This window comes from Halalkalicoccus tibetensis (assembly GCF_037996645.1).
Taxonomy (GTDB): Archaea; Halobacteriota; Halobacteria; order Halobacteriales; family Halalkalicoccaceae; genus Halalkalicoccus; species Halalkalicoccus tibetensis.
Map to the genome: position 1 here is coordinate 102,727 of NZ_JBBMXV010000001.1, position 19,455 is coordinate 122,181.

The 19,455-nt window shown below is 70.2% G+C and carries 21 protein-coding genes and 1 tRNA gene; 18 read left to right on the forward strand and 4 right to left on the reverse strand.

Annotated features, from left to right (window positions below; genetic code table 11):
* Positions 1–3: 3 nt before the first annotated feature.
* Positions 4–642 carry a ribonuclease HII gene (rnhB, locus tag WOA58_RS00610; protein ID WP_340602186.1) on the reverse strand — a complete coding sequence of 213 codons (639 nt, stop codon included), beginning with the start codon at positions 640–642 and terminating at the stop codon, positions 4–6.
* 51 nt (positions 643–693) lie between these two features.
* Between rnhB and WOA58_RS00615 the strand changes: the two genes are divergently transcribed.
* Positions 694–1,791, forward strand: coding sequence for an NAD(P)/FAD-dependent oxidoreductase (locus tag WOA58_RS00615; RefSeq protein ID WP_340602187.1), 1,098 nt, complete (start codon positions 694–696; stop codon positions 1,789–1,791).
* Here the strand turns inward: WOA58_RS00615 and WOA58_RS00620 are convergent.
* Entirely contained in the window at positions 1,772–3,103 is a 1,332-nt protein-coding gene (locus WOA58_RS00620) for a tRNA pseudouridine(54/55) synthase Pus10 (protein ID WP_340602188.1), read from the reverse strand. The two genes, WOA58_RS00615 and WOA58_RS00620, sit on opposite strands and share 20 nt — an antisense overlap.
* A gap of 171 nt (positions 3,104–3,274) precedes the next feature.
* Between WOA58_RS00620 and trmY the strand changes: the two genes are divergently transcribed.
* From trmY to tgtA, 7 genes are all read left to right on the forward strand, one after another.
* A complete protein-coding gene (trmY, locus tag WOA58_RS00625; RefSeq protein ID WP_340602189.1) occupies positions 3,275–3,871 on the forward strand; it encodes a tRNA (pseudouridine(54)-N(1))-methyltransferase TrmY in 597 nt (198 codons plus the stop codon).
* Between the two features lie 49 nt (positions 3,872–3,920).
* Positions 3,921–3,993 (forward strand) — tRNA-Pro (locus WOA58_RS00630).
* 202 nt (positions 3,994–4,195) lie between these two features.
* Positions 4,196–4,348, forward strand: coding sequence for a hypothetical protein (locus WOA58_RS00635; protein WP_340602190.1), 153 nt, complete (start codon positions 4,196–4,198; stop codon positions 4,346–4,348).
* Positions 4,349–4,390: 42 nt separating this feature from the next.
* Complete coding sequence (locus WOA58_RS00640) at positions 4,391–4,747, forward strand: CHY zinc finger protein (protein WP_340602191.1); 357 nt, start codon at positions 4,391–4,393, stop codon at positions 4,745–4,747.
* Positions 4,748–4,754: 7 nt separating this feature from the next.
* Positions 4,755–5,294, forward strand: a complete 540-nt coding sequence (locus WOA58_RS00645) for an NUDIX hydrolase (RefSeq protein ID WP_340602192.1) — start codon at positions 4,755–4,757, stop codon at positions 5,292–5,294.
* The gene (locus WOA58_RS00650) at positions 5,291–5,851 is read left to right on the forward strand and encodes a class I SAM-dependent methyltransferase (RefSeq protein ID WP_340602193.1); all 561 of its coding nucleotides are present in this window, start codon (positions 5,291–5,293) and stop codon (positions 5,849–5,851) included. The genes WOA58_RS00645 and WOA58_RS00650 overlap by 4 nt, the downstream gene beginning before the upstream one ends.
* A gap of 39 nt (positions 5,852–5,890) precedes the next feature.
* A complete protein-coding gene (gene tgtA / locus WOA58_RS00655) occupies positions 5,891–7,342 on the forward strand; it encodes a tRNA guanosine(15) transglycosylase TgtA (protein ID WP_340602194.1) in 1,452 nt (483 codons plus the stop codon).
* An 18-nt stretch (positions 7,343–7,360) separates the two neighbouring features.
* Here tgtA and WOA58_RS00660 read toward each other — a convergent pair whose 3' ends face one another.
* Positions 7,361–8,068 (reverse strand): NAD(P)/FAD-dependent oxidoreductase, encoded by a 708-nt coding sequence (locus tag WOA58_RS00660; RefSeq protein WP_340602195.1) that lies wholly within the window; start codon positions 8,066–8,068, stop codon positions 7,361–7,363.
* 98 nt (positions 8,069–8,166) lie between these two features.
* On the opposite strand from WOA58_RS00660, the gene WOA58_RS00665 reads away from it, so the two are divergent.
* The 9 genes from WOA58_RS00665 to WOA58_RS00705 are packed head-to-tail and all read left to right on the forward strand — an operon-like array spanning position 8,167 to position 17,805.
* Positions 8,167–10,185 carry an IucA/IucC family protein gene (locus tag WOA58_RS00665; RefSeq protein WP_340602196.1) on the forward strand — a complete coding sequence of 673 codons (2,019 nt, stop codon included), beginning with the start codon at positions 8,167–8,169 and terminating at the stop codon, positions 10,183–10,185.
* A 56-nt stretch (positions 10,186–10,241) separates the two neighbouring features.
* Positions 10,242–11,990, forward strand: a complete 1,749-nt coding sequence (arcS, locus tag WOA58_RS00670) for an archaeosine synthase subunit alpha (RefSeq protein WP_340602197.1) — start codon at positions 10,242–10,244, stop codon at positions 11,988–11,990.
* A 34-nt stretch (positions 11,991–12,024) separates the two neighbouring features.
* Positions 12,025–12,408: a hypothetical protein gene (locus WOA58_RS00675; RefSeq protein WP_340602198.1), complete on the forward strand. Its 384-nt coding sequence runs from the start codon at positions 12,025–12,027 to the stop codon at positions 12,406–12,408.
* On the forward strand, positions 12,405–12,842 hold the full coding sequence (locus WOA58_RS00680) for a hypothetical protein (protein ID WP_340602199.1): 438 nt from the start codon (positions 12,405–12,407) through the stop codon (positions 12,840–12,842). Before WOA58_RS00675 ends, WOA58_RS00680 begins: the two co-directional genes overlap by 4 nt.
* 58 nt (positions 12,843–12,900) lie before the next feature.
* Positions 12,901–13,185: a ubiquitin-like small modifier protein 1 gene (locus WOA58_RS00685; RefSeq protein ID WP_340602200.1), complete on the forward strand. Its 285-nt coding sequence runs from the start codon at positions 12,901–12,903 to the stop codon at positions 13,183–13,185.
* The gene (locus WOA58_RS00690) at positions 13,182–13,436 is read left to right on the forward strand and encodes a hypothetical protein (protein WP_340602201.1); all 255 of its coding nucleotides are present in this window, start codon (positions 13,182–13,184) and stop codon (positions 13,434–13,436) included. The genes WOA58_RS00685 and WOA58_RS00690 overlap by 4 nt, the downstream gene beginning before the upstream one ends.
* Positions 13,433–13,792, forward strand: a complete 360-nt coding sequence (locus WOA58_RS00695; RefSeq protein WP_340602202.1) for a hypothetical protein — start codon at positions 13,433–13,435, stop codon at positions 13,790–13,792. Before WOA58_RS00690 ends, WOA58_RS00695 begins: the two co-directional genes overlap by 4 nt.
* Positions 13,793–13,827: 35 nt before the next feature.
* A complete protein-coding gene (locus tag WOA58_RS00700; RefSeq protein ID WP_340602203.1) occupies positions 13,828–15,630 on the forward strand; it encodes a DEAD/DEAH box helicase in 1,803 nt (600 codons plus the stop codon).
* Between the two features lie 45 nt (positions 15,631–15,675).
* Positions 15,676–17,805, forward strand: a complete 2,130-nt coding sequence (locus tag WOA58_RS00705; RefSeq protein WP_340602204.1) for a GH32 C-terminal domain-containing protein — start codon at positions 15,676–15,678, stop codon at positions 17,803–17,805.
* Between the two features lies 1 nt (position 17,806).
* On the opposite strand, the gene WOA58_RS00710 is transcribed toward WOA58_RS00705, so the two are convergent.
* Positions 17,807–19,111 carry a glycoside hydrolase family 68 protein gene (locus WOA58_RS00710; protein WP_340602205.1) on the reverse strand — a complete coding sequence of 435 codons (1,305 nt, stop codon included), beginning with the start codon at positions 19,109–19,111 and terminating at the stop codon, positions 17,807–17,809.
* Positions 19,112–19,208: 97 nt separating this feature from the next.
* Here WOA58_RS00710 and WOA58_RS00715 point away from each other — a divergent pair, with 97 nt between their 5' ends.
* On the forward strand, positions 19,209–19,442 hold the full coding sequence (locus WOA58_RS00715) for a hypothetical protein (protein WP_340602206.1): 234 nt from the start codon (positions 19,209–19,211) through the stop codon (positions 19,440–19,442).
* Positions 19,443–19,455 lie beyond the last annotated feature (13 nt).

Consider the following 19,455-nt stretch of genomic DNA (forward strand, 5'->3'; position numbering starts at 1 on the left):
GGTTCAGAACTCCGCGAGCGTCCCCTGTTCCGCGGCCGCGAGCGCGTCCGTACAGGTCTTCCACGACGACCGCGCACAGGCGGGCAGCTCGCCGTACTCGCCCACGTACTCCTCGAGGAACTCTCTGGTACGGGGATCGCTCGGATAGCCGCTTCCCACCTCGCCGTACTCCGCTTCGAGCTCCCGGATCCGTCGGTCGCGCTCGACCTTCGCGACGACGCTGGCCGCGCCGACGACTCGATGGGTTTCGTCGGCGCCGTGCTCGCCCGACAGCGAGACGCCCTCGGGAAGCCCCTCGCTCACCCGGCGGACGAACCGCGCGGCGTCGACGTCGCCGGCGTCACAGACCCCCTCCATCCCCGCCTCGACCACCTGCCGGGCGGCCTCGGCGTGGGCCGCCACCGTCAGGGAGTTCATGTCGGTTCCCGGGTCGTCGATCCGCGCCGGTTCGATGGCGGCGAGGCCGACGGCGATCCGGTCGTCACCGTGGAGGGCCTCGGCGAGCGCCTCGCGTTTCGCGGGCGCGAGCCGTTTCGAGTCGTCGATCCCCTCGGGGAGGACCGAGCCGTCGGGGACGCTCACGCAGGCGGCGATCATCGGTCCCAGGGCGGGGCCCTTTCCCGCTTCGTCGATCCCGAACACGGCCGATCGCTCGCGCGCTGGGCGTAAATACGTGGCGCGTCGATCGGTCGCATGGACGCCATCGTGATCGGCGGCGGGATCGTCGGCGCCTCGGCCGCTTACCACCTCGCGCGCGAGGGCGCGGAGACGCTGTTGCTCGATCGCGGGGACCCGGGGCGGGCGACCGACGCCGGCGCGGGGATTCTCTCGCCGGCGACGAGCAGCCGCACCGACGGGCGCTGGGTCGAGTTCGCGACCCGCGCGGTCGACTACTACCCCGAACTCGTCGCCGAACTCGACGGCGAGACGGGCTATGCCCGGTCGGGCACCCTCAGTGTCGCCGTCTCGGCCGATGAGATCGACCCCTTCGACGAGGCCACGGCCGAGATCGAGGACCGCCAGGGGAGCCTCGGGGCCCCCGCTCCCGACTCGATCGAGCGGCTCGACCCCGTGGAGGCCGGACGGCGGTTCCCGCCGCTCGCCGAGACCCACCGCGCGCTCGCCTATTCCGACGGCGCGCGCGTCGACGGCCGGCAGCTCGCGCGCGCGATGCGCGAAACCGGCCGGGATCACGGCCTGACCGTCGAGGCCGCGAGCGCCGAGCGGATCGAGTCCGGAAGACCGGTCTCCGTCGAGACGGCCGCGGGCGAGCGCTACGAGGCCGACGCGGTGATCGTCGCCGGGGGCGCGTGGTCCGGCGAGTTCGCCGACCAGCTGGGAGTCGGGGTGCCCGTCGAGCCACAGCGGGGCCAGATCGTCCACCTCGAAACCGACCACGAGACGGGCGATTGGCCGGTCGTGAAGGGGTTCCGTGGCCACTACATCGTCCCGTGGCCCGGCGGGCGTCTCGCCGTCGGGGCGACCCGCGAGTCGGGCTCGGGGTTCGACCCCCGGGCGACCGCCGGCGGGGTCAACGAGGTGTTGGAGGAGGCGCTGCGTGTCGCCCCCGGGCTCGCCGACGCCACGCTCGCGGAGGTCCGCGTCGGGCTCCGCCCCACCTCGCCCGACGGTCTGCCCGTCCTCGGACGCGTCGCTGACGGCGTCGTCCTCGCTACCGGTCACGGCGCGACGGGCCTCCAGCTGGGCCCCTACAGCGGGCGGCTGATCGCGGAGTCGGTTCTGGGTGAAACGCCCGCGGAGCTCGAGCCGTTCACCCCCGATCGGTTCTGAGGTAGTCGGGGTCGGCGAACGGCTCCTCCTCGCCCCGGACGTCGATCACGTCCAGCGCGGTCACCTCGCAGTCGATCCCCACGAGCCCGGCGAAGCTGGGGTCCGTCCGGCCCTCGTCGCCGCTGACCAGCTCCTTGACGTAGAGCCCGCCCGCGCCGTGGACCGTCAGTTCGGCGTGCTCGGGATCGTGGAGCTCGCCCTCGATCGAGTAGACCTCCCGGACCCGGGTGAGATCGGCCCGCCGATGGGAGACCCGCTGGGGGGTGTCCTGCTCGATCGTCGCGCCGTCGAGCTCTTCGAGAGCCTTCCCGAAGGCCTCGGGATCGACCGGCTCGGCGAACTCGACGTCCATTCTGTACGTTTTGCTCGCCTCGAGGCCCTTCACCCGCTCGACCATCTCGTGGGTCGCGAGCCTGAGTCCCTCGACCTCGATCGAGTCCCCGGCGCCCTCGTTGATCTCGCGTTCGAGCGCCTCCAGATCCGGCTCGCGCTCGCGGGGGCGCTTGACCTCGAGGACGAACGGGCGGCCCGACTCGAGCATGAGCGCGTCGACGTCCTCCCGCCCTGCACCGTGGAAGACGCCCTCATCGCCGTCCATCGCCTCGACCACGGCGGGGGCAGTGAACTCCTCGACGCTGTCGTCGTAGAGGTAGCCCGAGCCCCCGCAGTGATCGCAGGGCTCCTCGCCCCCGTCGGAGGCGAGCTGCTTGCCCGACCCGCCACATTCCCGGCAGGGCCACTCCGTCTGGGGGATGTCGCGTTCGAGCTTCCGATACCGGCCGTAGACGAACGCGGGGTTGATCTGGAGGTCGACCGTGTGCGCCGAGATCGACTCGGGGCCCTCGTCGCCGAGGGCACAGAGCGCGAGCACGTCCGGGCGCTCGAAGTCGACCTCGGTGCCCGTCTCCCGCCCCACGCGCTTTCCGACCTCGCGGTTGCACTCGGACTTGAACGCCTCCCCCGCGTCGACGGGCAGCTCCGCCGACTCCCGGAGGAGCCGTTCGTTCTCCTCGATCAGCGGCGGGACGCGCGTGCCGACCTGGTAGGTCGCGAAGCCGACGCCCTCGGTCTTCCCGACGACCTGTTCGGCCAGCTCGTCGAACGCACCGCTGTAGCCCTCACAGACCCAGCAGTCCTCGACTTCGGGCGCCTCGTAGGGCTCGTCGTCCTCGAGGGCCAGCGTCATGCGCAGGGCGGTGCCGCGCTCGTCGTTGGTCAACCCGAAGCTCCGGTCGGCGAAGACCCGCCCGAGACAGGCGTTACAGACGGGGTCCTGTGCGACGACTTCCCGCGCGCTCTCGAGGACGTTCATCGCGTCGCCTCCGCGCTCGTCGGTATCGCGACACCGTTCGAGTGGAGGTGTCGCCGTTGCTCGGCTCCGAACATACCGAATTCTGGCGACGTGAGGGTAAGGGCCTGACGTTTTCGCCCGCCGGCGTCGCGAGAGCGGGGGGTATATGGCCCGCGGGCGGCGAGTGCGGCTATGCGCCAGTTCATCGTCTCGGGCCACGACGTTCCTCTCACCTCGGACTTCTCGCTCGACGACCTCGCGGGCGGCGCGGGCCGTCTGGACGTGCTCTGTCGGTGCGTCTCCTCGGCCTTCTTCCTCTCGCACGCGATCCGCGAGGACGTCCGGACCCACCTGGTGCTCGGCGACGAGTTCACGGTCCGGTTCGAGGGGAGCGAGCTCAGACGATTGAACCCCGACGAGCGCTCCACGGCGGCGCTGATCCGCAAGGCCCTCGAGGAGCGCGAGGAGGCCATCGGCCACATGGAGGTCGAGACCTCCCCAGGAGTGTACCTCTCGCGGCGCGGATTCGAGCCGATCCTGGAGACGGCCGCCGGGGACGGGACGGTGGTCCAACTGCACGAGGACGGCGATCCCGCCGTGGAGGTCGAACCGCCCGCGGACCCCGTGTTCGTGCTCTCGGACCACCGGGACTTCGCCAAGGGCGAGGCGGAGCTGCTCTCCGAGCGCGCCGACGAGCGGGTACGGCTCGGGCCCGAGCGCCTGCACGCGAACCACGCGATCACGGTGGCGCACAACTGGCTCGATACCGAGGGGTACGCGGAGTACTGACGCGTCGTTCCGGAACGCTTAACAACGCAACCGGCTTTCTTCCGATCGCGGGCCGGTGGGGTAGCTTGGTATCCTTCGGCCTTCGGGTGGCCGTAACCGCGATTCGAATTCGCGCCGGCCCATCTTACCTCACTTCACAACGACGAGCGACAGCGAGGAGTCCGAAGTGAGTGTAAAACGGATCCGCGAAGATTCGCACTGGTAGACTCCGAGCCGACCCGTCTTCCCGTACTCCTCCTGATAATATCAGTATTATGTGACCTGTAGGGATCCCATACATCTAGAGAAAGAGTTATGTTCTCCGGAACGATACGCGATACTATCATGCCAAGAGACACCATGAAAGACATCGACCATAGCTCCCCGTCCGCGGACGAACTCACCTCGATCTGGCACCGGGGGGACGAGGGTCGCTCCGAGATGAAGGAAGACGCAGCCGACGTCGACGAGCAGATCGTCCCCGCTCCCGCCGACTGACGCCACCCCAGCACTGATGACTGGCCCGGTCGACGGGACCGTATGGCCGGCCCGGCCTCCGTCCGCGGCGTCGACCTCGACCCCGAGACTCGCTGTGCACACTACGGCTCGCCGCGGGACGTGATCGCGATCCGGTTTCCCTGCTGTGGCGACTACTTCGCCTGCTACGAGTGTCACGCCGCCCGCACGGGCCACGACGCCGAGCGCTGGCCCGCCGACGCCCGCAGCGAACGCGCCGTCCTCTGTGGGGTCTGTGGGATCGAGCTCACCATCTCCGAGTACCTCGATTCGGATCACGCCTGCCCCGACTGTGGCGCCGCGTTCAACCCCGGCTGTGCGGACCACTACCACCTCTATTTCGAGAGCGTGTCGGAAGCTTCTGGAGCCGACCGGTCCTAATCGAACCATGACCGACCCGCTGGAATGGGAGACGCTGGACGAGGACGTCGCCTACACGTGCCCCGGCTTCGACGTGATCCACGAGGACGTCCGGCTGCCCGACGGCACCGAGACCGACTTCGACTACGCGAGCGAGCCCCCCGCGGCGGTGATCCTTCCCTTCACCCCCGAGGGCGAGGTCGTGCTCATCGAGGAGTGGCGCCAGGCGGTCAAACGGGTCAACCGCGGGCTTCCCGCGGGGAGCATCGAACCCGGCGAGGACCGCGAGGCCGCAGCCCGCCGCGAACTCGCCGAGGAGACGGGCTACGAGGCCGGCGAGATGGAGTTCCTCGCGACCATCGAGCTCGCGAACGGCCTGCTCGACGCCGTCCACCACTACTTCGTCGCCCACGACTGCGAGCCGACCGGCGAGCAGGAACTCGACTTCAACGAGTCCATTCGAGTGGGGACCGCCGACTGGGAGGCACTCGTCGAGGACGTGAAAAACGGCGAGCTTCGGGACGGACGGACCGTCACCGGCGTGCTCCAGTACGCGCTCTCGCGATGACCGACGAACGCGCCCACTGGAACGAGCGGTATCGGGAGCGCGAGCCGCCGACCGAGCCCTCGGACCTCCTTCGGGAGTGGGTCGACGATCTCCCCGACGGTCGGGCGCTCGACGTCGCGACCGGCGGGGGACGGAACGCGCTCTTCCTCGCCGAGCACGACTATTCGGTCGACGCGATCGACGTCGCCGAGGAGGGGCTGGGGATCGCCCGCGAGCGTGCCGACGAGCGGGGCCTCTCGGAGCAGATCGAGTTCGTGCGGGCCGACGTGGAGGACCACGACTTCCCCGCCGAGGCCTACGACGCCGTCGTGGTGAGTCACTACTACAGCCTGAACGCCCTGCCCGACCTCAAAGAGGCGCTCGCGCCCGGCGGCGTCCTGCTGTACGAACACCGCCTCCACCCGCCCGACGACCGCTCGAGCCGGTTTCGCTTCCGGGCTAACGAGCTCCTGAGAGCGTGTCTCGACCTGCGGATCGTCCGCTACGAGGAGCCGATGGGGATCACGGAGGATGCGACGGACGTCCGGCTGGTCGCCCGGAAACCGTCCTCGGAGTGACTCGCAACCCTTACCGCGCGCTCGCCCGAACCCCGGCCAATGAGCGAGATCTTCGAGGCCCGCGACTGGGACGCGGCCGGGCGGATCGGCCGCCTCTCGGTCCCGCGGTCGGGCGTCACCGTCGAGACGCCGACCATCATGCCCGTCGTGAACCCGCACATCCAGACGATTCCTCCTCGTGAACTCGCCGAGCGCTTCGGCGCCGAGATCCTCATCACCAACTCCTACATCCTCCACGGCAGCGACGAGCTGCACGACGAAGCCCTCTCACGGGGACTCCACGACCTGCTCGACTTCCCCGGCGCGATCATGACCGACTCAGGCTCGTTCCAACTCTCCGAGTACGGCGAGATCGACGTCACAAGCGAGGAGATCCTCGCGTTCCAGCGCGAGATCGGCTCGGACATCGCGACTCCGGTGGACATCCCGACTGCGCCGGACACGGAGCGGGAGGCCGCCGAGATCGAGCTCGGGACCACCCAGGAGCGCCTCGAGGCCGCCGCGGAGTTCGATTCGGGTGAGACCCTCGTCTCGGCGCCCGTCCAGGGCTCGACCTACCCCGACCTCCGGGAGGCGGCGGGCGAGCACGCCACCGGGACCGGACTGGACGTCTTCCCCATCGGCGCGGTCGTCCCGCTGATGAACGAGTACCGGTACGGGGAGATGGTCGACGTCGTCGCGGCCGCGAAGCGGGGGCTCGGGCCCGCCGCCCCGGTCCATCTCTTCGGCGCGGGCCACCCCATGATGTTCGCGCTGGCGGTCGCGGCGGGCTGTGACCTCTTCGACTCGGCGGCCTACGCGATCTACGCGCGAGACGGGCGCTATCTCACGGTTCGGGGCACCGAGCATCTGGAGGAGCTCGACTACTTCCCGTGTTCGTGCCCGGTCTGTGCGGAGTACACCCCCGCGGAGGTCCAAAACGGGGAGACGGAACGCCTGCTCACGGAGCACAACCTCTACGTCACGTTCGCGGAGATCCGACGGATCAAGGCCGCGATCCGCGAGGGGAACTTGCTGGAGCTCGTCGAGTCGCGTGCCCGCGGCCATCCGGCGATCCTCGACGGCTATCGCGCGCTGCTCGCCCATTCGGAACAACTCGAACATACCGATCCCGCCTCGAAGTCGACCTTCTTCTACCTCTCGGGTGAGAGCGCCTCCCGGCCCGAGGTGCGTCGCCACCACCGCCGGCTCGAACGGCTCTCGGTCCCCGACTCGCTGCTGCTCGCCGGCGGGCCTACCGACGGCGCCGTCGAGACCGAGGAGGTCTGGACGGTCCGCCCGCCGTTCGGACCCGTCCCTCCGGAGCTCTCGGAGACCTACCCCGCGAACGCTGAGCTGCCCGATCGGCTCGACGGCGAGGCGTACGCGGCCGCGGCGCGGGGCGTCGCGCGGCTGGCCGAAGCGAACCCAGACTGCGAGGTCGCGCTCGCGACCGCGGGCTGGCCCGACGCGGCGCTCGCGGCCCTCCCCGGGAGCATCGAGTTGGTCTGATTCACTCGAACCCCATCGTCACTCGTTCTCAGGGTGGGCGTCGGGGCCCTCCCTGTAGGTCCGTTCGAGGTGCTCGCGCAGGACCTCCCGACCCTCCTCCTCGCGGCGTTTTCGCTCCGCGGCGGTGATCTCCTCGCAGCCCGTGGGCACCTCGTAGCCCCGGTTGGTGAAGTAGCCCTCCGGGGTCGTCCAGTCGTTGTAGAACTCGGGGTCGTCCTCGCGGAGCAGGGTCAGCGCGACCTGCGCGCCGTGGCCCGCGGCGACGATCGCCTGGTGGTAGCCGCCGGCGAGCCGGCCCGCCGCGTACAGCCCCTCGACGGCCGTCTCCCCCGTCGGGCCCGCCTCGATGAACCCCTCCTCGATCTCGACGGGAAGCTCCGCGAGATAGCCGGCGTCGTCCCACGAGGCGGCGATGACGTACCGGCTCGCGACGCTCCGGCCCTCCATGTGGGTCTCGAAGCCCGCGCCGGTCGTCGCGATCTCGTCGACCCGTGCCTGGTCGAACGTACAGCCCGCGTGGCGCGCCTGGTCGCGAAGCATGTCGAGGAAGCGCCGCGGGTCGATCCCGACGGGGAAGCCGGGGTAGTTCTCGAGCAGCGCGTTGCGCGCGAGGATCGAGCGCTCGCAGTTCACGACGAGGGTTTCGAGGCCCGCCCGCGCGGTGAAGACCGCCGCCGAGAGCCCCGCGACGCCCCCGCCGACGATCACGGCGTCGTACTCCGTCATTTCCGCTAGCTTCGTCCCCAGGCCGGTTAGCCTGTCGATCGTTCTCGGGGCCGCGCCCTTCCGACCCCTTCTAATGGCCCCCCGCCGTACCCGGCTGCATGTCGACTCCAGCACCGACTCCGACGGTGCTCACCGACGCCGAGCGAGCGGTCCTCGGCGCCGCGACCGCCTACGCGCGCCGCCACGACCTCGCGACCCCGCCCGAGGAGGCGTACCTGTCGGCCCTTCCGGACGCTCGCCGGGGCATCCTCGGCCGGTTCGTCGGCGGGCTGTTTCGGGACGCTCCCGACGGGCTCCCGACCCCCATCACCCTCCCGGCGGACGACCCGACGGTTCCGGCCGACGCGCCCGCGCCGCTCGGAGAGGTGGGCGGCGATTGCCCGTTCACGGGGATCGACCTCCCGGACGGAACCCGCTCGGTCCGCGCGCTCGCGCTCCCGGAGAGCGGGACCGTTCTCCTCGCGTCGGTCGCCGCCGAACACGGCTACGGCCGCCTCGCGTTCGCGGGCCCGCTCTTCCTGTGGCACGACGACACGACCGACCCCGTCGACCACCCGGCCGAGCTCGTCCCGCTTCTCGAACGCGAGGGCGCGTTCGCGGACGCCGATCAAGCCCGGTTGATCGAGGAGGAGTTGGAGGAAAGCGTCGCCAACCTCGCCTTCGCGCGACTCGCCGGAGACGTATGGGAGGCCGACTGCGCGGACGTCGCGTCGGTCGCGGGGCTCACAGAGCGGGTGGCGGGCGCCGACCCCGTCGCCTCGCTCGAACGCGTGGCACGCGAGGGCCACCCGTTCCACCACGGCGCGAAGATCCGCCGCGGAATGGACGCGGGCGCGGCCCTGGCGTACGCCCCCGAGTTCACCGACCGGATCGACGTCCGCTTCGCTGCCGTCGATGTCGACTACACCAAACGCGAGACGGCGGGGGGCAGGCAGCTCACCGAACGGTTGTTCTCGCTGTTCGACGGGCTCGGGGAGGCACTCGAGGACGCGACCCCGGCCGGTCGCTCGCCCGGGGAGTACGCCGTGATCCCGGTCCACCCCTGGCAGTTCGCCCGTGTCTTCCCCGACCGGTACCGCGAGGCGCTCGCCGATGGCCGAGTCCTCGCGCTCGACTACGCCCACCCCGCGACGCCGCTCTCGAACCTCAGGACAGTGGTCCCTCACGCGAGCGACCGGACCGGCCCCGGACCCCATCCCCATCTGAAGCTCGCGATCGAGGTCCGGACGACCAACGCGACGCGCACCCTCTCGCCCCAGGCGGTCCACAACGGCCCCCGCGTGACGGCCGTCCTCCGGGAGATCGCCGGGGATCTCGAAGGGGGGCTCGGCTTTCTCGACGAACACGCGGCGACGTGCTATCACGCCCCCGGGGGTCCGCATCCCGCAGGCGAGGCCTACGACGACGCGCGGAGCCTCTCGGGGCTCCTTCGAGCGAACCCCCACGGCCACCCGCTGGTCGGCGATGCCCTCCCGGTGTCGGGCTCCAGCCTGATCGCGCGCTCGCCGGCAAGCGGACGACCGGTGGTCGCCGACGTCGTCGCGGAGTACCGCGAGTCCACCGGACGGGGCGTCGAGGGGTTCCTCGAGGAGTACGTCGCCTGTGTGATCCCCGACCAGCTGCGGCTGCTCTCGAAGTGGGGGATCGCCCTCGAATCACACGCCCAGAACAGCCTCGTCGCCTTCGACTCCGGCCGGCCGGCCGCCGCGCTGGTCCGGGACTTCGGCGGGGTGCGCGTCCATGCCGACCGGCTCGCCGAGCACGATCTCGCGGTCGAGACCTACCCCGATTCGGACGTGCGTGCCGACGACGAGCGCGACTGCTACCGCAAACTGTACTACGCGCTCTTCCAGAACCACCTCTCGGAGCTGATCGTCGCGCTCGTCGGCTCGACAGGGATCGACGAGGAACGCTGCTGGGGGATCGTTCGCGCCCAGTGCGAACGGACCTTCGACGAGCTCCGGGCCGACCCCGCGATCCCCGACGGGCGGGTCGAGCGCGACCGCGAGGCGCTGTTCGCCGAGCCCGCCGAACACAAGGCGCTGACCGCGATGCGGTTAGGGGGCAAGCGCCACGAGTACGCCATCGCGCGGGTCCCGAACCCGCTCGCGCGATAGACGGTCGGGCGCCTCGGGATCGACAGTCTCATTCGCGTCTCCGCGCCAGTCAAACCATGACCGACTACTTCGAGGTCCACGGGCGCGACGGGGCCGCGCGACTCGGCGAGCTGCGCCTCGCCGATCCCCTCACCACGCCGGCGCTCGCGGACGACCACGTCGAGGACGCCGGCAGCCTCTGGTCGGAGGATCGCGAGCCCCCCGAGGGTCGCGACGACCGCGTGACGATCCTTCCCCACAGGGCCTTCCCCAGCGGCACCGACGAGGAGGTCGAGGAGGCCTTCGCCGTCTCGAACCCCGACGTCGACTACCCGAGCGCCGCGGTCGTTTCACCCACCACCGCCGCGGACCACGGCACCGACGCCTACGTCCTCTCGACGGCGCAGGGGAGCGTCGGCCACGCCAGCGCGCTGCGCGACGAGGTACTCGCGGTCCGGGAGGCGATCCCCGCCGACACCGCGCTGTATCTCTCGGGCGTCGCGACGCCCCGAAACGCCGCGCTGCTCGCCTACATCGGCGTCGACCTGCTGGATGCCCACAAGGCGGTCGTGAAGGGTACCCAGGGGATGTACCTCACGAGCGAGGGCGAACACTTCCTCTCGGATCTCGAGGAGCTGCCGTGTGCCTGTTCTGCGTGTCAACAGCCCCGCGAGGAGTTCAGCCGCGAGGACTGTGCCGAGCACAACGAGAACGCGCTTCGGGCCGAGCTCAGGGTCGTCCGCGAGCGGATCCGTGCGGGGCGACTGCGCGACTACGTCGAGGGCCAGGCCCGCCACGCGCCGTGGCTGACCTCTCTGTTCCGGGAGTTCGACGACGAATGGAGTTACGTGGAGGAACGGACCCCGATATACCGCACGAGCGAGATCAGCGCGACGACCGACGACACCCTTCGGAGGATCGAGATCCAACGTTTCGCCGACCGAGTCACGTCGAGATACCGGAGCCGGTTCGACAACCCGCTCGTGTTGGTGCCCTGCTCGGCAACCAAACCCTACAGCGAGTCCCAGAGCCACGGCCAGTTCCACGACGCGATCCAGTACCGCGCCCACCTGGTCTCGATGACCTCGCCCATCGGGGTCGTCCCCCAGGAGCTCGAAACGACCTACCCGGCCCAGCACTACGACACCGCCGTTACGGGGAGGTGGACCGAAACGGAGATCGCCTTCGTCGCTCGCGTTCTCCGCCGGTATCTCGAACGAAACGAGTATCCGAGAATCATCGCCCACCTGCCCGCGGACTACCGGGAGATCATCGAGCGCGTCGAGCCACATATCGACACCCCCATCGAGTACACGGTCGAGGACCACCCGACCACGACGGACTCGATCGCGAACCTCATGAAGGCCCTCGACGGCGAGCTCAAGTACGGCAAGCGAGAGCGCCAGCACAATACGGTAAAAGCGATCGCGGACTACCAGTTCGGTGAGGGGGCGGGCGACGAGCTCTTCGCCGACCTCTCGATCCAGAGCCGGTACCCGAAGTTCCGCGCCCACACGAGCGACGGCGAGCAACTCGCCGCGATGGTGCCCCAGTACGGGACGCTCGCGCTGACGCTGGCGGGCGCGCGGCGGTGGCTCGAGAGCGACGCCCCCACGAAACGCGTGGAGATCGACGGCTTCGTCCCCCACGGAAACGTCCTCGCGCCGGGGATTCTGGACGCCGATGCGGAGATCAGGACCGGCGACGAGGTCGTCGTCGAGGGCCCGAAGGCGTTCGCGGCCGGGCGTGCGGAGATGTTCGGCCGAGAGATGACGGAAAGCACCCGGGGAGTTGCAGTCGACGTTCGGCACGTCGAGGAGCGGTAGTCGGCTTTTTACCGGAGGCGGCCCATGCGCCTCCATGGACGAGATCACGCTGGCGGTGCCCCGAGAGCTCGGCGAGAGCCTTCCCGAGGACGGCGAGGAGACGCTGATGGCGATGCAACGGGAGATCGACCAGTACGAGGGCTACATCAACGGCGCGGTTCCGGAGGGGGAGAGCGAGGCCGCGAGCGCCGCGGCGGACGTCATCGACCGCCTGGAGGAGCGCTGGGAGCAGTACGACGAGTACATCGTCGAGCTGCGCGCGTGGGGCCAGTCGTCGATCTACGCGGAGGTGTGGTGTGACTTCCAGTACGCGCTGATCCAGCAGATCTACGACCACGAGGAGCTGGCCGACGCGCTCGATCAGGAGCGCCACGCCCGGCTCGTCGACGACGGGATCCGGTTGAGCGACGCCGTATGAGCGACGACGAGCCGGCCTACGCCCGGAAGCTCCGCTCCCGGCCGGGCCGGACCCGTCCGCTCGACGGCGGGGCGGTCGCCGCCGGGCTCTGTTTCGGCGTCCTGGCGATCCTCGTCTCGATCGCCGGGCCGCTCACGGGCGAGGTCCGGCTATCGTTCACCGCGATCTGTCTGTTCTGTGGCGGGCTCCTCGCGGGCTATCTCACCCGGCCGAACGCGAGCGGCGCGCTTCAGGGGAGCGCGGTGGTCTGCGGGACCGCGGCGCTGATGGTCGCGGTCTCGGCCTCGATCACCGTCGGGACCGGCTCGTTGCTTCGGGTCCCGCTCGTACTCGTCTACGAGTCGCTCTCGCCGGCCGCCTTCGGCGCCTTCGGCGCGCTCTCGCTCTGTTTCGGCGCGCTCGCGGGCGAACTCGGGTTCCGGCTGCGTCGCTGAGCCGGCACGCGCCACGCGACTGCCGGTATTTATCCCCCCTGCGTCCGTGCTTCGGATCATGAACCTCGAGCTGCGCTCCTTCGCGACGTTCCGCGAGGCGATGGGGCAGAAGACGATCGAACGCGACTACGAGGAGGGCGTCACGGTCGGGGAGGTCCTCGCGGACCTCGAATCCGAGTTCGACGGGCTGGAGGGACGGCTGCTCGACGGCGACGGCGAGATCCAGCCCCAGCTCTCGATCCTCAAGAACGGCCGGGACGTCACCCACGCCCAGGGCCCCGAGACGCCGCTCGAACCGGGCGACACACTGAGTCTCTTCCCGCCGGTCGCCGGGGGCCAATGAGGACCGAACGCTCCTTTCGGGGGATCAGTCAGCGCCTCGCCCGGCACTACCTCTCGAACCTCGGCGGCGAGGTCGAGAGCGACGACCGGGTCGTCGGCGAGGACTGGGAGGCCGACCTCTCCTCGGCGAAGGTCTCGATCGGCCCCTCGCTCTCGCTGACCGAGGTGACGATCGTCTTCGAGGGCGAGGAGGAGACGTTGGAACCGCTGATCGAGCAGTTCGCCCAGAAGGCGATGCGCGCGGGCGGATGAGCCACCCGATCGACGGCCAGGTCGTTCTCCTCGCGGCCGCGAAGGCGAGCGTCCCCGGCAGTCGGCTGCCCGGCCTGCTCGAACGCGCCCAGGACGAACTGGAACCGGAGCTCGACGACTACCGACGGCGCTACGAACTCGCCGTCGAGACCGACGAGCGCTGTTGTTTCTTCGTCCCCGCCGACCACTGGGAGGCGTTCGGGGAGGAACACGGGCTCGAACGCCGTGAGCACGAGGCGCTCCGGCGGACCCACGAGGAGCAGCTGAAACGCCTCGGCAAGCGCGAGGACCGGCGCGCGGAGTTCGAGACGGCCCTCGACGTGCGGTCGGCGATCGTCGTCGGGACGGGAAAGTGAAAGCCGTTTAGCCCCCGCTCCCCTACCGGCGGCCAGTGACCGACGACACCCCGCTCGACGAGTTCTTCGACGCGATCCAACAGCTCGGACAGCCCGTCCTCACCGCCGAGGAGCTGGCCCGGGTCCTCGACTGTTCCCAGGAGGAGGCCGACCGCCGGCTCTCGGAGCTCGCCGAGGCCGGGACGGTGGGCCGCCGGGACGTCGAGCGCGATCCCGTCGTGTGGTATCCCGTCGAGTGGGACCGCCACGCTCGGCGCGAGCGGGTCGTCACCTTCCCGAACCGCCGCGAGCTGGTCGTCTCCCATCCCGAGCAGTTCACCCGCGCGCGGCTCTCGACGTTCGCCTATCTGGTCGACTCGAACGGGACGAGCGACTCCATCTATCGGATCCGCGAGGAGGACGTCTGGGGCGCGCCATACGACGATCTCGCGGACCTGCTGGTCGCGCTGCGACGGGTGACCGGCGGGCGCTACGAGGGTCTCGAGGAGTGGATCGAGCGCCAGTGGAAGCGCGCCAGACAGTTCACCCTGCGGACCCACGAGGACGGGTATACCGTCCTCGCGGCCGACAGCGAGAGCCTGATGGGCAACGTCGCCCGGCAGGCCCTCGGCGAGGAGCAGCTCCACGCGCCGATCTCCGACACCGAGAGCTGGGTGCGCGAGGGCAGCGAGGGCGAGATCAAACGGCTGCTGTACGACGAGGGGTATCCGGTGCGGGACGCCCGCGAGCTCGACACCGGCGACCCCCTGGAGATCGACCTCGCGCTCGAACTGCGAGACTACCAGCAGGAGTGGGTCGACCGGTTCGCGGAGCGGAAGGCGGGCGTGCTCGTCGGTCCGCCGGGCAGCGGCAAGACCGTCGCGGGCATGGGCGCGATGGCCGCCGTCGGCGGCGAGACGCTCGTACTGGTGCCCTCGCGGGAGCTCGCGAGCCAGTGGCGCGAGTCGCTGCTCGAGAACACGTCGCTCGGTCCCGACGAGGTCGGCGAGTACCACGGCGGCACCAAGGAGATCCGTCCGGTGACGATCGCCACCTACCAGACGGCGGGCATGGAGCGTCACCGCCGGCTGTTCGACGAACGGCGCTGGGGCCTGATCGTCTACGACGAGGCCCACCACATCCCCGCGCCGATCTTCCGCCAGAGCGCGGACCTCCAGTCGAAACACCGCCTGGGGCTGTCGGCGACCCCCGTCAGGGAGAGCGACGACGAGGCCGAGATCTTCACACTGATCGGCCCGCCGATCGGCACCGACTGGTCGGCGCTGTTCGAGGCCGGCTACGTGATGGAGCCCGACGTCGAGATCCGCTACGTCCCGTGGGCGAGCGAGGCCGCCGAGTCGGAGTACGACGGCGCCCTCGGCCACGAGCGCCGACAGGTCGCCGCCTCGAACCCCGCGAAACTCGACGAGATCCGCCACCTGCTCGAGGAACACGAGGGCGAGAAGACGCTGCTGTTCGTCGACTGGCTCGAACAGGGCAAGGAGTACGCCGAGGCGCTCGACGTCCCGTTCCTGAGCGGGGAGACCCGCTACGCGAAACGCGAGCGCCTCCTCTCGGAGTTCCGCCACGGCGCCCGGGACGTCCTGCTGGTCTCGCGGGTCGGCGACGAGGGGATCGACCTGCCGGCGGCGACGGTCGCCATCGTCGCCTCGGGGCTGGGGGGCTCGCGGCGCCAGGGCTCACAACGGGCGGGCCGGACGATGCGTCCGGTCGGCGGCGCGCAGGTCTACATGCTCGCGACGCGGGGCACCGAGGAGGAGGAGTTCGTCCGCGATCAGCTGCGCCATCTCCAGGGCAAGGGCGTCAACGTCATCGAGGCCGACGCCGAGACCGCCTGACCCGGACCACGAAGGTTTTACTCGCGTATCCAGTAGTCCACGCCAATGTTCGAGAACGCGGCGAGCGTCGGGCTCCTCCACGTCGGCGAGCGCTCCCCCGAGCAGCGGGCGGCCCACGAGTGGTGCGGGGCCGCCGCGGCGGCCGCCGACCCCGTCGACCTCGCCGCCGGCTCGGTCGACCTCGCGCGCTACGACGTCCTCTGGTGGCACCGGACGGAGACGGTCGGGGCGGTTGACCCCGACGCCCGCGAGGCGATCCGCTCGTATCTCCGCGACGGCGGCGGCCTCCTTCTCAGCCTGCAGGCGCTGACGGCCGTCCCCGCCCTCGGGATCGACCCCGTCGGCCCCGACGCGGTCGGCGTCGAGGACCCCGCGGAGCCGATCGGCTACCTCGCGAAGTGCCTCCACGCGGACCACCCGGTCTTCGAGGGGTTCGACGACCTGCGGATCCACACCGCGGACCCCGGCGAGCAGCCCTACGCGCGCTACGTCGAGGTCCTCCCCGAGTGCGGCGAGGTCCTCTCGGCGCTGGTTCACGGCCCCGACGACGCCGTCCGCGACCTCCCGCTGGTCTCCTGGAACGAGGGCGACGGCCGGGTGATCGGCGCCGGCAGCGCGCTGACGTTCGACGACCCGATCGAGGAGGCGGCGGCGACCGCCCGCTCGCGGCTGGTCGGCAACGTCCTCGATGTGCTCGCCGACGGCGAGGTGCCGAGCCGCCCCCACAGCGGGGGCGAGCTCGCGGCCTTCCGCGAGCGGATCGCGGAGCCCGCACGACCCGCCTACCACCTCACGCCGCCCGCCAACTGGCTCAACGATCCCAACGGGCTGATCCGGTGGAACGGCCGGTATCACGTCTTCTACCAGTACAACCCCGCGGGCCCGATGCACGGGACGATCCACTGGGGCCACGCGACCAGCGAGGACCTCGTCCACTGGGAGGACGAACCGGTCGCCCTGTCCCCCTCGCCCGACGGCCCCGACCGCGACGGCTGCTGGTCGGGCTGTGCGATCGACGACGGCGGGACGGCGACGATCCTCTACACGGGCGGGCGGGGGCCCGTCCAGCTGCCCTGCCGGGCGACCGCGACCGACCCCGAGCTCCGGACGTGGGCGAAGGACCCCGACAACCCGGTGATCGACGAGGCGCCCGAGGACGTGGTCGGCTCCGAGCACTGGGAGGCGGAGTTCCGCGACCACTGCATCTGGTACGCCGACGGCCTCTGGCACCACCTGATCGGCTCGGGGATCACGGACGCCGGCGGTGCGGTGTTCTACTACACCTCGCCCGACCTCCGCGAGTGGGAGTACGTCGGGCCGCTGCTCGTCGGCGACGGCGAGACCGGCGCGATGTGGGAGTGTCCCGAACTGCTCGATCTGGGCGATCGGGACCTGCTTCACGTCTCGAACTACGAGGAGGTCGTCTACTTCCTCGGGGAATTCACTGATAACGAGTTCCACCCCGACGAACGGGGCCTCCTCGACTACGGCGACTTCTACGCCCCCCAGTCGCTGTTCGAGGACGACCGCTCGCTCACGTGGGGTTGGCTGACCGAGGCGCGCGACGAGAGCGCCCAGTGGGACGCCGGCTGGTCGGGCGCCCTGTCGCTGCCCCGCGAACTCACCTATGAGGACGGCCATCTGCGCCAGCGCCCGGCCCCCGATCTCGAGGGGCTCAGGGAGGCCCACACCCGTCGGGAGGTCGACCTCGAGGCCGAGGCGTACCGTCTGGACGTCGACGGCCGCCACCTCGAGCTCGACGCGACGATCCACATCGGGGACGCCGTGGAGATCGAGCTCGCCGTCCTCGAGTCGCCCGACGGCGTCGAGCGGACGCCGATCCGCGTGACCGATGGGGAGCTGGTCGTCGAACGCGAGACCTCGAGCCTCGACGAGCGGGTGACGACCACGCCCCAGCGAATGCCGATCGACGATCTCGAGGGGCCGATCGAGCTCCGCGCGTTCGTCGACGGCTCGGTCCTCGAGCTGTTCGTGAACGAGCGTCGGTGTCTGACCAGCCGCGTCTATCCGACCCGCGAGGACAGCGTCGGTGTCTCGCTGGCCGCCCACGGCGGCTCGGCGCGGGTCGAGCTCGACGCCTGGACCCTGGGGTCGGCATGGGATACGGGAGCCACGGCCGGACGCAAGCGGGACCCTCCCGTCGCCGACCGGTAGCTCAGTAGCGCGTCCTGTACCCTGCGATCTCGTCGCGATGGCCCAGTCGTTCGTCGGGGAGGTCGGGCAGTTCCTCGGACTCGAGGGGGATATGGCCGTGGGACAGCGTCCCCGTGATCCGTGTTCGGTCGCCCTCGATCGCCACCCGCACCGTGGGCGCGAGCGTGCCGCCGAACTTCGCCAACTGCTCGTCGGGCGAGAGCCCCGCCACGTCGTCGAGCGTCAGCCCGCCGAGATCGTAGTAGTTGAAAAAGCCACTCACCAGCAGTTCGTCCCGGTGAGGGAGTACCATCCACGAGTACGCCTGATACGGCGCGTTCTCGGGGTTCGTGAGTACGAGCCCCGAGTCGTTGAGCGGGCGGTACTCCCCGGTGAGGGAGTCGGCGACGAAGCCATAGAGGCCGTCGGGCCCGTCCAGCCCGGGTGCGAACGTGTGGTCGTGGCTGGAGATGAACAGGTAGTAGCTCCCGTTTCGCACCACGACGTGCGGGCGTTCGAGCTCCTGGTTCACGCAGACCCCCTCCAACAGCGGGTCCTCGAGCCGCCAATCGGTCGGGTCGCCGGTGGGCGAACGTGCGATCCCGACGCTGCCGTTGAACTCCTCCCACACCGGGTCCTCACAGACCCCCTCATCCTCGGGGACGGGGGTGTTCGCCTCGAACAGCAGATACGTCTCGCCGTCCGCGGGGTCCTCGAAGAACCACGGGTCGCGGAAGGTGTAGATCATCCCCCGGTACTGTTCTTCGCGCTCGTAGCGATCGCCGTCGGGTTCGAGCAGAATCTCGTGTTCGAAGGGACCCTCGATGTCGAGCCCGGCGTCGTCGGCCACGATGGTCCCTCCGGAACCGACGGCGAGACGCTGCTCGTAAGTGAGCTCCTCCTCGCCGGCGCGGCCCGAAGCCGTATAGAAGACGTAGAGCCGGCCGTCATCGTCGAGCAGCGCGGAGCCGGCCCACTGGCGCGAGCCCCGAGCGTCCGTCTCGAACACGGGGCCACCGTCGTGCCAGCGCTCACCGTCCTTCGAGTAGAAGTAGCGGATCTCGGCGACGTCGTGGCGCTTCCCGGGGAGGAGGTGCGCGGGCGCGGTGAGCGAGAAGATCACGCGCCACCCGTCGACGGTGGCGATCGAGCCGTCGCGCTCGCGTAGGATCCAGGTGTCCCAGCCGTGGACGTCCGGCGCCATCGCCTCCCGCGGCGGATAGATGATCGGCGCGACCGTCCCGTCCGTTCGCTCGATACGCGCGGCCTGCTCGCGCGTCCAGCGCGGGGTGGCGCGTTCGCCGTTCTCGACGTGCTTGGGAGTCATATCCCCAGTCCGCCCATCTCCGAAAAAACGGTTGTGTTCTCCGATCGACGCGCCGCGAACTGTGAACCTACATCCGTCCGAGCCGCCTCCATGGGGTATGGAGATCGCCGAACTCTGGAACGTGCTGGTGGTGGGTCTCGCGGTCGGCGTCGGAGTCGTGCTGATCGAGGTGAACCCCGTCGCCGCGATCTGTCTCGTCGCGTACGGCTTGCTCGTCGCCGTCACCTCCTTTACGAACCGGTACGAGGACCGCGTCGAGGAGCACGCGGGCGCGCTCACTGCGCTCCAGATGCTCCTGCTGGCGGTCGCACTGATCGCTCTCTACGTCTGATCGGCAGTCGGTC